Below are 13717 nucleotides of genomic sequence, written 5' to 3'. Positions count from 1 at the left end.
AAAATACAAAAATTCTCTTTATCTACGCAAGGTAATTGCGTAGATTTTTGTGCCTGTGGTGCTAAATGAATGGTCTTTTCGAAATTGAAAAGAAATTCGGGTTTATCCGAGTAAAATAGCTACTTTTGCGCAGAAGCAAACTGGTTCTATCGCTGCTCTTTTTTAAGAGGAGAGGAAAGTCCGGGCAACATAGAGCAACACGCTTCCTAACGGGAAGGCTGTTATGAAAATAGCAGACAGAAAGTGCCACAGAAAATATACCGCTTTTCGGAGTAAGGGTGAAAACGTAAGGTAAGAGCTTACGGTCTTGTATGGTGACATATATTACGGTAAACCTCGTGTGTTGAAAGACCAAATAGGTTGCGAAATTCGAAGGCTGCTCGTCTTCTTTCAATGTATTGGAATTCGTAATGGGTAGGTTGATTGAGTTTGTCAGCGATGGCAAATCTAGATAAATGATAGAAATTCCACTTCGGTGGTCTACAGAACCCGGCTTACAAGGTTTGCTTCTTTTTGCTAATTGCCAAAAAAAACTTATATTGATTCCCGTAATTGAAAAAATAGCATAACTATCGATTTATGAGTACAATTTTAATAATTGATGATGAGCGCGCCATCAGAAGTTCGTTGCGTGATATCTTGGAATATGAAGATTATACGATTTTAGATGTCGACAATGGCCGGGATGGATTAGATATTTTAAAAAAGGAAAAAATAGATCTTGTTCTCTGCGATATCAAGATGAATACGATGGATGGGATGGAAGTTTTGGCGGAAGCACACCAAAGCAGCCCGGATATCCCTTTTATTATGATCTCAGGACATGGTACGATTGAAACAGCTGTTGAAGCGGCGAAAAAAGGAGCATTTGACTTTTTAGAAAAACCGCTGGACCTGAACAGATTATTGATCACCGTTCGGAATGCACTGGATAAAAGTTCCCTAGTCACCGAAACCAAAGTACTGAAACGAAAAGTTAGCAGTTCGAAAACTAAAGATATATTGGGTGAGTCTGGGGCAATCAAACGTATTAAAGAGACAATTGATCGCGTAGCACCGACAGAAGCGCGTGTATTGATAACTGGAGCAAATGGTTCGGGAAAGGAGCTTGTGGCACGTTGGCTGCATGAGAAATCGAATCGTGCGCAGGGACCGCTTATTGAAGTGAACTGTGCTGCGATACCTTCCGAATTAATCGAATCAGAATTATTTGGCCATGAAAAAGGATCCTTCACTTCAGCTATTAAACAGCGTATCGGAAAATTTGAACAAGCGAGTGGCGGAACATTGTTCTTGGATGAGATCGGAGACATGAGTCTATCCGCTCAAGCTAAAGTGTTAAGGGCGTTACAGGAACATAAAATCACCAGAGTGGGTGGCGATAAAGAAATTGACGTCAATGTCAGGGTAGTAGCCGCGACCAATAAAGATCTCTTGAAGGAAATTGAGGATGGCAATTTTAGAATGGACTTGTATCACCGCCTGTCGGTAATCTTGATTCATGTACCTGCTTTGATCGACCGTGTGGATGATATTCCCCTGCTTTCAACAAATTTTTGTGAAGAAATCTGTATGGAATATGGGATACCTGTGAAGGAAATTACGACTGCGGCCATGCGGGAATTGAGCCATCTTCCCTGGACAGGTAATATTCGGGAATTGCGCAATATGATTGAACGTTTAATTATTTTGAGTGATCGATCTATTACAGATAAAGATGTTGTCGCATTTGCTAATCCTTCTCGTGAACCGGTAAACGGTATAGCGCATGAAAAAGGCGCAACGAATTATGGTTTAGATATGGACTCCTTTGATTCGTTTCAAGATTATAAAGATCATGCGGAGAAAGAATTTATAAAATATAAATTGGAAAAAAATAATTGGAACGTCTCCAAGACGGCCGACGATTTAGATATTCAACGTAGCCATCTGTATAGTAAAATAGAGAAGTTTGGTCTAAAAAGAGATTAATCACTTCGTGAAAATTTAGTCTAGCAGCGGTGAACGAAAATTGCAGCTCGCTTGGGCAAACCGATAAAAAAAGAGATTCCTTAAGGAATCTCTTTTTTTATCGGTAGAGAGGAGACAGCTGAAGTCCTCGGGCTAAGTGTCGGCACACACTCAACCAAGTTATAATTCTTGTGTTTTTAAAATGGCCTTTACATTGGCAACAGATATTTCTGTATAATTATTTATATAATCATCACTTGCAGGCAATTCTTCTTTTTTATGGGTTGAAAGTACGGCAACAACTTTCATTTCGGCATTTTTCGCTGCGGTAATACCAGAAAAAGAATCTTCAAAAACAATACAGCGGTCAACAGGAATTTGCAGGTTTTCTGCAGATTTTAGGTAAACCTCAGGATGTGGCTTATGTAGTTTCACATCTTCGCTGCTCAGTGTGGACGAGAAGAGCTGGCGTATATTCAATTCGTCCAGAATTAAATCCATATTCTCTCGTGGAGCTGATGTCGCCACAGCAAGCTTAAAACCGTTATTCTTTAATTCTGTCAGAAATTCAATCAGGCCCTTAATAGGGGCAACGTGCTCTTTATAAATGACTCTAAAAAGCTGTTCTTTTTCAAATTCAAGGGTCCGCAGTTCCTCAGGGGATATCGGACGTTGAAAGAAATGTTGCATAATGTAACTATTATGCTTACCATACATATGCTGCTCAAATTCCTCTTCTGTCGCCTGTTGTACATTGTGGTTTTTAAAAAAAGCTCTAAAAGCTTCCGCATGGAAAGGGTTGGTGTGGCTGATAACACCGTCCATGTCAAATATCGCTGCGTATTCTGTCATTGAGCTAATATACAATAATTGCCTTATTTGATCGATTTTACTCCTTCATATTCTGGTAAATATTTTCTTCCGACTAGAGAAAGCTTAGATTAAAGCGTCCCTTGTCGCAGCTGCTTACCTCATTATGAAATTGGAAAAAGTCTTCATAAGTACTGGCAGGATAACTGCCTTCAAAAAGTTCCAGTTTTCTGTAGGTGAACAGTTTATTGTCTTTTATTTCTGACCTAAATTCATATTTTCCAAATGGTTTCTCAATAATTTTCTTCTCAGAAGTTATGTTTTTGAGCATGTTTTCTGGGAGGGCAATGCTAATGCTATCGATATCGGCGTAGCCTCTTTCAATGAAAATATCTTCCGTTCTATTTCTACTTTCGGCAATGCTGGAGTGTGTATTGAATAGATTAGGCTGGATCAAAAGTTTATTACCATTTTTCACCGCATAGTTTTTAATAAAAATATTCAGGTTCTCCTCGATAAATGGATTTTCCTCCTTATGTTCAATATAGTTTACCTGATTAAAATTGATATTGTCTATATTATAGTATTCCGTGAGGAGCTTATTCTTATCATTATTGCTGGCTAAAAGCACGTCCATATGGTTCTCATATTGGGCTCCGTAGAATTTGGTGTTTAAGGTACCCTGGATGCTTCCGTCTTCCGAAAGTTTTAGGTCGGCATAGCGCAATTGAAGGTTGGTGGAGTTAATGTATTTCGGTGTATGCATGATAACTCCGCCATTTTCGGTACAGGCAACGACATCTCTATCGTCGGTAAAGTCGCTAAGAAAACCAAATGGAAGGTTTTGGCTCGTGCATTCCAGCCAGGTCGTATCATTTTTGAATGGAATACATAGAATGACGTGATTACCGTCCTGGGCATTTGCAAAGGTTTTGTGGAAACTTTCTTTGCGTCTGCCTGCTTCGACAATACAGTAATAGGAAGGGATATTGACTGCCGACAACATGCTTCGCATGTAATTGGCCAGTGCTTTACAATCACCATAACCTAAGCGGTCAACCTCAGAAGCGGGAAAGGGCTCCAAGCCCCCGATACCGATTTGGATACTGATGTAACGTGTGTTTTTTTGTAAGTAATTGTATAGAATCTTTGCTTTGTCCTTATCTGAGCTTGCGTCTTTTGTTAATGCAATAAATTTTTGTTTAGACGCTTCCGTCAAATCGTCTTTTTTGTTCAATAGGCTGTTGGATACCCATTGGCCAAATTCTTTCCAGTCCCCGAAATTTCCTGTCTTACCATAATAAATAAAATTTTTGGGAACGATGAGTACGTTTGTTCTTTTCAGGCTAGGGTTGGGGCTATAAGATTCCTCTTTTTTTGCCGCGATCTGTTCAGCATTCCATGTTTTACTTTCCGTTTTGTCATTTTTCTCTTCTTTGATACTTCCTTTATAATTCGTTGTTTCAATTCGACATTCTGTGCCTATTGGTGCAATAAATTGAAAGCTGCTTTTTTCTACAGATACATTATTGGACACTTCAGGAGTCCAAGATGGAATGATCAAGTTTTGTTTACTCCTAACCTCGTATTGGTATTCGACGGTATAGGGATAGCTATGGTAGTCAGGTACAAATAGTTTTACCCGGGAATCGGCAAACATCGTACTATTGTCCACAGCGCTAATATCTTTGAAATCTTTCGTTGCAATTTTCTTTTGCAATATTCCCATTTCATTATAGATAGCCCCTTTAAGACTCTTGATCTCGGTAGATTTATTATAATATACTGGGAGCGTGGCATACCGGTCTCCATTTTTATTATACACTGTTATGGCACAGGTTATGGTGGTGATGACTTGTTCGGGAGATTTTATTTCTACCACCGTTTTATCATTGCGCACCGTAGCGACAGCCCTGCTCTTTAATGTACTTGGAATATTGGCGACGTCGTAGTTATCTTGCCCAATTGCGAGGATCGGAAGCAGGAAGTATAGTAAGTTGATGAATACGATTTTCATTTTTTACCGATTAATTTTATGTCTAGCTTTTGTTGTTGAATAATACGTGAATATAATTCTTTGAGCGAAAAATACTCATCGACTGAAAAGATGGGTTTGTTGAACGCGAGGCTCTGTAGTATTTCAAGTTGATTGCCATTGACCTGCGTTACATATCTATATTTTGCAGTTGACTCCGGGAGTGCTAACGATGCATTCTGAGGCTTCTCAGCAATTTCATAATGATCAGGAATGGTTAATTTAACGGAGTACAATGTTTTGGATTTAAAACCCATATCAACCGGATAAGTTCTTTCCTGTGCTTTAAAGGGGTTGTAGGAAATCCTGTCAATAATATTTGGAGCCAATACGAGTATGTCTTGTTCCATTTGTTTGGAGACATCTAGGATAACATCAAATTCTTCTATCAATAGTTGATCGATATCCTCCAGGTTTTGAATACTTGATTTTGTTAACGTGATATTGGGCATTTCTTCGTCTAGTTTTTCCCAGTATTCCTCCAAAGAGTTGAATTTGGCAATATGTTGCCGCTTTAGGAGTGCTTTGTTACCGCTACTGCTTATGGTCAGTTTTCCCTTGATTTTAAATTGGTCATTCAAAGCCCCTTCCAAGATATAGTTTACATCGGAAGATTCTTGAGCCGTAAGTGGAAACCAATCGGAACTTTTTTTGGAGTAGATGATTCTTCCCCGTTCATTTAAGCATTGTAAAGGCAGCTGTCCAAAAGGTAAATATAAATTGGAGGCATCGAGTTTATACTTTACACCGTCTATATCCACGCAAGCGATGACGTAATCAAAGTCCGATAATACCGGGAATAGGCCATTGGGTGTACCGTTTCGGCGTGTTGATAAAATAATAGGATAGGCTTCCAGATCTGCCGCCAATAAAGCAGTTACCAGTGCTAAATTGATGTCGCCAATATTCCCGGTTCGTTTTTCCAGTGCTTTTTCAATACCAGTTTCAGCATATTTACCTAAATAATTATTCCATTTTATTTGTTTGTTGATATAGTTATATATCTTTTTTGCTTTTTCTAATTTGGTGTCAGTGGGCGATAGAATTGTTGCTAAATTGGCTTTGAATAAGTCTGTTTTTTTTAATTGACCTCCAAAAGTCTTTTCATTCATGAGGTCTGTATCGACGTCCTTCCAGGTTTTGCTAAATGTCTTCTTACTGCCTGTGCTCGGATAAAAGATCGATTCAAGCTCATAATAGATCGCAGATTTGAAATTGGTTGGCGAAGTCATGTAATCCTCTTCCATAAATGCCGGAATGTTCTTCATGGTATAGGTCAATTTTGAACAATCCATTCGCAACCCATCCAGGAAAATAAATTCTTTCAGTGCTTCGGCTTTTTGATCGGTAAGCTTGTAGGGGCCGCGTAAAACTACATTGTAGGCGAAGGAAGCGGGAATAATTGCGATATATTGGCTTTGAATTTTGGGGATATCATCTTGGAATTCCCATGTCTTGAAATTAAATAAATCCTGCTCCAGCGTCCGATAAGACACTTCAATAATAGATCCTTCTTTAATATTCGGAAGGGTGAACTTATTAAGATCCAGATAGGCTGAGTAATTTTCCTTGAAAACTTTTTTATTTTCAAGCTCTGTTTTCTCGATCCTACCATTTTCTAAATTATACGTAACAGCCTTTAGTTCGTCAAAATAGTCACGGACGTAACTCCCGCGTTTATACGAAGGAATTTCAAAATTAGCTTTTTTAAACCCTTCTTTGTTATTGATCCGGATAATTACATGGTATTCATGTTGAAGTTTTACGCGATTATCATAATCATCAACAAAGACAGAGCTCCGTCCAAACTCATTGAGCACGATTGCATTGGCATTGCTATCCAGATCTGTTCGTGAAAAATCTGAAATAGAAACTTTACCAAAGTCAAAAGTCTGGGCTATACTATTTGTATAAATAGAAAATATTAAAAATAGCGTTAAAAACTGGCGCATAACTATAGGTGTAATAATTCACGAATATAAGTTTTTAGCCAAAATTAAACGATACTTCCGGATAATTATTTATCTAGTTGCAAAAGATTATTAATGATTTCGGTGATGTTATCGACCTCTTCACCATCTTCCAGCATAGAGAATGCAAGATAGGTGGCGTAGATTTCAGGACTGAATTTTACGTGCTTATCAGCGATAAACCGGTCGATCTGTTCTTCATTGCATTCAAAATGAATACTTTGTAATTCATTGAAAAGATTGGTTGAGATGGTCTGATGATTTTCACCACAGGCAAATCCTGCAATAATATGGAATAGAAACTTATCGGTTATTTCGTCATCTTCCTTTTTAAACATAGCACGAATATGCTTATAATCGAATTTAGTTTTTGCGCTATTCACAATAGTGTCCCAAATCTGATACTCTGCTTTAGTTTCCATAGCTCGCTTTAAATTTATATTGGTATAAGCAATATAGCAAAAATAATTTGATTTTTGGCAAGGATAATGAAACTTAGTGGTCTATTCAAATAACCGCAATTAGCGGTCTATCTGTAGGCATAAAATTCAGCAGATCCTCAGGTAAAGGAGGGGATATCGATTATGATGAAGAGCTTATGCCTGCAATAAGGTGTAAACTATTTCCCCTAAAAAGCAGCCTAATATCACACCAAATAGAATTGACAAAATCACCTTTAACCAGACTGGGCTTGTTTCTAAAATCAGTTTCATGGAGCAAAATTGCTTTAAAAATATACTTTAATAAAGACTTTTCTCTTTTTTAAGGCTAGCTGTGGCGATACGATGACATGAATTTTGGCCTTTATGGTATGATAATTGAAAATTAATAGTTGGATTCGATTTTTTTAGTAATTTAAGTCGGAAATTGAAATTGTTGAAATAGCCTGATTTATAATTATGATAACACGAATAGTATTGACAATTGTTCTATTCACTTTAACAAAAGTTGGGCTTGGCCAGCAGGTGAATATGGAGAAAATTCGAAAAGAATATGCGGAGGCCGTGAAGGACGAGGATCTGTGTGAACATAATTTGGAGGCATTGACCGAAGGGGCCAAATCGCCGACAGAGAAAGCCTATCTAGCCGCCTATCAAATACTGTTAGCGAAACATATCGGCAATCCATTTAAGAAAGTTGGGCAATTCAAAGAGGGGAAAAAGCATTTGGAAGAAGTGATTAAGGAAAATCCAAATCATATTGAAGCACGGTTTATACGTTGGAGCGTACAGGTGCATGCGCCTTCTTTTTTGGGCTACAACAATAATATCCTTGAGGATAAAAATTTCCTGGTTAAAAACCTTTATAAATTACCCAATGAAGAGGCTAAATCCATTATTTATAATTATCTCAAAGGCGCCAATCCTTATCTTAAAGGTGGGCAAGTATTTAGCGCTACAGAGTTGAAGGAGCTAGCCCAATAGGACGTTAAAGGTTGTTAATTTGACAAGACTGTGGGGTATTTTGGCTAGAATATTGCGTATCTTGCTATATGAATTAGTTCAACATCTACAAAAAGAGTATATCATGAAGAATTTAGTTTTTCCAATGACTGTATTAACGGCCAGTTTGTTTGTTGTCGGATGTGGTGTCAGCAAAAAGCAATATGCTGGTTTACAGTCCGACTATAGTAAATTGCAAACGGAGCACAGTCAATTGACCAAGCAATATCAGGATGGACAACTTCAATTAGCTGAAGGCCGGACGCGGATCAAGAGCTTAGAAGATCAGTTGGCTTCTGAACGTCAAAATAATGCGGACCTCCGATCTGCTTATGCTGCTTTGCAGAAATCGCTCGATAACAGTATTAATCAGAATTCACAGGGAAATATTAATATTTCTAAGCTGGTTGATGAAATTAACGCTTCAAATAAATACATTAAGCATCTCGTTGAGACGAAAAACAAATCCGATTCCTTGAATCTGGTATTGACCAATAATTTGACAAGATCACTTAGCCGTGAGGAACTGCAGGAAGTTGATGTACAGGTATTAAAAGGGGTCGTTTATATCTCACTTGCTGATAACATGCTTTACAAATCCGGTAGCTATGAAATTAATGATAGGGCCGATCAGACGTTAAGCAAAATTGCGAAAATTATCCAGGATTATAGAGATTATGAAGTTTTGATTGAAGGTAATACCGATACGGATCCAATTTCTAAACCTAATATTCGGAATAACTGGGATCTAAGTACCCTGAGAGCCTCTTCTGTGGTACAGGCTTTACAAAATAAATATGGTGTGGATCCGAAGCGCTTAACTGCGGGTGGTAGAGGAGAATATAATCCAATTGCAGATAATACGACCGCGCTAGGTAAGCAACGGAATAGAAGAACGCAGATTATCATCACACCTAAATTGGATCAATTTATGGAGTTGATTGATAAGGCTCCGGAAGCTACCGAGTTACCATCGGGACAATAGATTTTAATTGGGTAAATAAAAAAATCCTTTCCATTTTGGAAAGGATTTTTTTATTATCCAAAGAATTTAGTTGGGTCAAAACCGTGCTCTTTCAACACATCATCTGGTACACCATTCCAGACTCCAGGTTTATTTCCGGCATAGCCAATATCTTTTACACCCATTTCACTGGTGTAAAATCCTGAAGAAGTCAGGTTGCGCATCAATGAAAAGAAGGCGGCACCTTGTTTCATTTCCGGTCTTGCCAAATCAGGGTAGGCGATATCATCCACCAATGCAAGTTGATCTTTTGCGCTACATTTGATAAATACTGTTCCGTAACGCTTTTTGGACTGTAGGTCGAGCCAACGAAGTCCGCCGCGCATCGGGATTTTATTATCAGGCAAATCTTTTACGATAAATTCGATAAAATCGGGGACTCCCGCTTCCGAAGCGCTTCCTGAAATGTTATCCTTAGGAATAATAATGTCAGCCAAAACAGTGATTGTCGCCATTTCATGTTCGTCGAAAAACTTTTCGGCGTATAATTGTTCCGTGCGTTCGTATTCAAAATCCTGGACTCCAGGTAATTTTTTGCTATTGTCTGCTGCTGCATTTTTAGCATCTTTTGAATTGCAGGCTGCGGTTAAAAGACCAGATCCAGCTGCAATTAATCCTAATGCTCTTAAAGATTCTCTTCTATTCATGCTTTTAACCGTTTAATTTTTTCTTTTCTTGAAGTATATATTCTGCTGTTCGCATCGATAAAGCGAGTATTGTCCAGGTCAGGTTTTTGTCACCTTGTTGAACAAATGGTCCCGCATCGACGACATAGAGATTTTTACAATCGTGGGCTTGTCCCCATTTGTTCAATACGGAGGTTTTAGGGTCATTTCCCATTCTTGTGGTACCGCCTTCATGAATAATTTTTCCGGGAGCTTCTAGGCCGTACAATGTATCTGCTCCGGGTATTTTAGAAGTGATGACAGCGCCCATTTCGTGCATAATAGACTGAAATGTCTCTTGCATGTGCTTGGCTTGCGCGATTTCTTCATTGGCCCATTTGTAGTTGAAACGTAGTACAGGAATTCCGAATTTGTCGACTTTATCGGGGTCAATTTCACAATAATTGTCTTTTCTTGCCAATGCCGTTCCGCGTCCTGCCATGCCGACATTTGCACCATAATAGCTGCGGAAATCTTCTTTTAATGCAGTACCATAACCGCCTTTGGCCTTTGACTTTCCAGCTGAATTTTTTGCATGGTCATTTACTTTCGGTACCCAATTCAAAAATCCATAAGATGGCATATGTAAACCACCGCCGTATTCGATGTGGTAACCTCTAGGGAAGTTCAATTTGGCATTATCTTCCCACCATGGTGAATAAATATGGACACTTCCAACGCCATCTTCATTATAACGCTTCCGGTCGAGTAGCTGTGGTAAAAAGCCCGATAAGCTGGCTCCCGTAGAATCGTGGAGATATTTTCCGACTAAACCGCTGCTATTACCAACACCACCAGGATGTGATTTTGATTTGGAGTTTAACATGATCCGCGCACTTTCACAGGCACTAGCACCCAAAATAACGGTTTTCCCCTTAACGGTATATTCCTGCAAATCCTTGGTGTTAACATAAGAAACACCAACTGCAATTCCTTCATCATTTGTAATGACTTCTCTTACCATTGCATTGTCTATCACCTTCAGGTTACCCGTTTTCATCGCTGGAATAACCAGACAAGATGAAGAGGAAAAGTCTCCATAAACTTTACATGCACGACCACATTGCCCACAGTAGAAACAGGTACCTCGATCTTTAATATCTTTTGATACTTCGGTTAATACCGCCCCTCTTCCGGGAATCACTGGAACTCCAGCTTTTTTTGCACCTTTTGCAATATATAGTTCGTTTAAGCGTGGCTTAGGTGGTTTCATAAAAATACCATCGGGTTCGTTATGAATACCTTCTGCCGTGCCATATATTCCGATCATTCGATCTACACGGTCATAAAATGGCTTAACCTCTTCATAAGTAATAGGCCATTCATCCGTTACTCCATCCTTTGGCTTGAAATCGTCAGGTCCCATACGCAATGAAATTCGACCCCAGTGGTTGGTTCTGCCGCCCAGCATGCGTGCTCTAAACCATTCAAATTCAGTTCCCGCTACTTTGCTGTAGGGTTCGCCTTCGATTTGCCAACCACCAAAGGCTGCGTCAAAATCCCCGAATGGTCTTGTGGTACCCGCACCTCTTCTTGGGGATTCCCAAGGCCAGCGTAGTTGTAACGAATCTTTTGCTGGGTCATAAAAAGGACCTGCTTCCAGCATCAATACTTTAAGCCCCGCATGTGCAAGTATATAACCTGCCATACCACCACCTGCGCCGGAACCAACTACGATGGCGTCAAATAATTCGGGATTTTCTTTAATTTGATAATCTGACATAATTAAATGAAGTAATTAATTGAGAGGCCTGTGCGATACATTTGCCTGAAGGCTTACTATGTAAATGTGGAGGTTCAATTAATTTAATGGTTATTGTTTCATGTTTAAAATCATCGTGAATATATCGATAAAAATTTGTTTTTTTTAATTTAATTTATCGATTTAGCAGATTTTAAATAAAGAATATGGGATTGTTACAAAAAATACCCTGTTTTATTAAAATTTTATGGCGAGCGATACTTAAATATTCCGTGTATTTCGTTGCAGCGAAATACACGGCGTTATCTTTTAGAGGTTTTTTAATTTGATGACTTTGTTTATATGGATTTCTTGTAGAAACACTTCATCGTGTGAAATGACGAGTAGGGTACCTTTATAAAGCTGAATCGCTCTGGTTAGCATCAGTATATTTTGAAGATCTAAATTGTTTGTAGGCTCATCAAGGATAATCAAATCGGGAGACTGTTGCTGGATGGTGAGACAGCATACTATCAGACGCATTTTTTCACCGCCACTCAATAGTTGGCAGGGCTTGTCCCAATCGTCTTTTCCAAATAAGAACCGATTGAGTCTAATTTTGATTTCATGTTCAGGTAGCGCGGCGGTATTGAATTGCTGCGCTTGCTCATAAATACTTAAATGTGGAGATAAGATGGAATACGTCTGATCTAAATAGATTGCGCGAAATGATTGCCGCTCAATTTTTCCTTGTTCAGGCATTAGTTGGTTGAGAAGGAGTTTAACTAATGTTGTTTTCCCAGATCCGTTCGGGCCTTGGAGTGCGATACGATCCCCACTGAATAATTGAACGTTTATATTATCTTTCCAAAGCTGTTTTGCGCCATAGCTGAAATTGATGTTTTCGGCCTTGATCATACTTTTTCCTGTTGGAAAATTACTGTTTCCCAAATCTATTTTAATTTCATCCAATGCGGATTGTGAACCACGAAGTTCTTGTAGATCCGATCTGATATCTCCAATTTTGTCCTGGTGTACATTTTTAATTTTGGCGGTACTCTTTTCAGCATTATTACGTAGCGTATTCATCATTATGCGAGCTACACCTGCCTTCTCCTGCTTTTTTTGACCACGGTTGTTTAGTCTGTTTTGGCGCTCGATTGTTTCTCTTTCTTTCTCTTTTGCGATTTTGATCGCTCTTTCCTTGTGGTGGATATCGTGTTGCAACGCATGGCGTTCGATCTCCTTTTGAGCCTCGTAAAAGGTATAATTACCCCCATATCGCTTGATGCCATTTGGGGCCATTTCAGCCATGTCATCCAGTAAATTAAGCAGGGTTCTATCGTGGCTGACAACGACTATAGTGTTTTTGCTTGATTGAATCCAATCGTATAGTTGTGTTCTGCTGTCCATATCCAAATGGTTGCTCGGTTCATCAAGAAGAATAAGCTCGGATCGATGAATCTGGATTCCGGACAATAAAACTTTCGTTTTTTGTCCACCACTAAGGGAAGACATTTGCTGAGCCAATTGTATGTTGGGCAGATCCCATTGTTTGAAAGCCTCTTGGCAACGTTCTTCCAAAGCCCAGTCATCTTGAAGTCTATTGAAATTTTCCTCAGACGCATCACCGGCCAATATGGCATAAAGAGCATTCAATTTTTTATCGATTCTAAGTGCTTCAGCCACCGTCTTATGCTCGAATTGTCCAACAACCTGAGGGACATAATAGGTGCTAGCGCTATTATGTATGCTCCCACTGGTCGGCGATAATTCTTTGGCAATCAGTTGTAGTGCCGTTGATTTTCCAACGCCGTTATGACCGATCAGTGCGATTTTCTCTTGCGCGTTTATGTGCAGATTTATGTTCTCAAACAATAAATCTTTATTTGGATGTATATAGGAAAGTTGTTGTAATGAAAGCATGTTGAAATTCTTTAAATGTTAGAAAAGACCATTTGTACGGGTATCGTCAATGGATGGTATTTATTTCGTTCTAAAGAATTTTAATCTTACATGCAGTTTTAACGATGTTGAGCGCTACAAATATAGCGTTTTTATTTTGATGTCGGGAAATTTTTTGAGGAATAGTCAAATTGTTTATTTTTCTACTATTTGCTTGGGACAAATTGTACTTTTG

General features: G+C 38.9%; 10 protein-coding genes and 1 other RNA gene. 4 read left to right on the top strand and 7 right to left on the bottom strand.

Going from position 1 to position 13717, the window contains the following annotated elements:
- Nucleotides 1–133: 133 nt before the first annotated feature.
- Together rnpB and B2O97_RS24345 are read left to right on the top strand one after the other, a co-directional pair.
- An RNA gene (gene rnpB, locus B2O97_RS24350) (RNase P RNA component class A) lies at nt 134–513 on the top strand.
- A 66-nt stretch (nt 514–579) separates the two neighbouring features.
- On the top strand, nt 580–1971 hold the full coding sequence (locus tag B2O97_RS24345; RefSeq protein WP_070569233.1) for a sigma-54-dependent transcriptional regulator: 1392 nt from the start codon (nt 580–582) through the stop codon (nt 1969–1971).
- Between the two features lie 159 nt (nt 1972–2130).
- On the opposite strand, the gene B2O97_RS24340 is transcribed toward B2O97_RS24345, so the two are convergent.
- The 4 genes from B2O97_RS24340 to B2O97_RS24325 all read right to left on the bottom strand — a co-directional run bounded on the left by B2O97_RS24340 (nt 2131) and on the right by B2O97_RS24325 (nt 7187).
- Nucleotides 2131–2802 (bottom strand): HAD family hydrolase, encoded by a 672-nt coding sequence (locus tag B2O97_RS24340; protein WP_070569236.1) that lies wholly within the window; start codon nt 2800–2802, stop codon nt 2131–2133.
- A gap of 73 nt (nt 2803–2875) precedes the next feature.
- The gene (locus tag B2O97_RS24335) at nt 2876–4777 is read right to left on the bottom strand and encodes a DUF3857 domain-containing protein (RefSeq protein WP_070569239.1); all 1902 of its coding nucleotides are present in this window, start codon (nt 4775–4777) and stop codon (nt 2876–2878) included.
- A complete protein-coding gene (locus B2O97_RS24330; RefSeq protein ID WP_070569241.1) occupies nt 4774–6747 on the bottom strand; it encodes a transglutaminase domain-containing protein in 1974 nt (657 codons plus the stop codon). Before B2O97_RS24330 ends, B2O97_RS24335 begins: the two co-directional genes overlap by 4 nt.
- Nucleotides 6748–6812: 65 nt before the next feature.
- Nucleotides 6813–7187 (bottom strand): hypothetical protein, encoded by a 375-nt coding sequence (locus B2O97_RS24325; RefSeq protein ID WP_070569242.1) that lies wholly within the window; start codon nt 7185–7187, stop codon nt 6813–6815.
- Nucleotides 7188–7664: 477 nt separating this feature from the next.
- Here B2O97_RS24325 and B2O97_RS24320 point away from each other — a divergent pair, with 477 nt between their 5' ends.
- Both B2O97_RS24320 and B2O97_RS24315 read left to right on the top strand, forming a co-directional pair.
- Complete coding sequence (locus tag B2O97_RS24320; RefSeq protein ID WP_083296085.1) at nt 7665–8189, top strand: hypothetical protein; 525 nt, start codon at nt 7665–7667, stop codon at nt 8187–8189.
- 103 nt (nt 8190–8292) lie between these two features.
- Nucleotides 8293–9192, top strand: coding sequence for an OmpA/MotB family protein (locus B2O97_RS24315; protein WP_070569245.1), 900 nt, complete (start codon nt 8293–8295; stop codon nt 9190–9192).
- 53 nt (nt 9193–9245) lie between these two features.
- Here B2O97_RS24315 and B2O97_RS24310 read toward each other — a convergent pair whose 3' ends face one another.
- The 3 genes from B2O97_RS24310 to B2O97_RS24300 all read right to left on the bottom strand — a co-directional run bounded on the left by B2O97_RS24310 (nt 9246) and on the right by B2O97_RS24300 (nt 13503).
- On the bottom strand, nt 9246–9878 hold the full coding sequence (locus B2O97_RS24310) for a gluconate 2-dehydrogenase subunit 3 family protein (RefSeq protein WP_112374395.1): 633 nt from the start codon (nt 9876–9878) through the stop codon (nt 9246–9248).
- A gap of 4 nt (nt 9879–9882) precedes the next feature.
- Nucleotides 9883–11619: a GMC family oxidoreductase gene (locus B2O97_RS24305; RefSeq protein ID WP_070569252.1), complete on the bottom strand. Its 1737-nt coding sequence runs from the start codon at nt 11617–11619 to the stop codon at nt 9883–9885.
- A 288-nt stretch (nt 11620–11907) separates the two neighbouring features.
- On the bottom strand, nt 11908–13503 hold the full coding sequence (locus B2O97_RS24300; protein ID WP_070569254.1) for an ABC-F family ATP-binding cassette domain-containing protein: 1596 nt from the start codon (nt 13501–13503) through the stop codon (nt 11908–11910).
- Between the last annotated feature and the right edge of the window lie 214 nt (nt 13504–13717).

Source organism: Sphingobacterium sp. UBA865 (genome assembly GCF_002295765.1).
Taxonomy (GTDB): Bacteria; Bacteroidota; Bacteroidia; order Sphingobacteriales; family Sphingobacteriaceae; genus Sphingobacterium; species Sphingobacterium multivorum.
The sequence above is the reverse complement of the archived record's forward strand: the minus strand, read 5'-3'. Positions and strand labels throughout refer to the sequence as shown.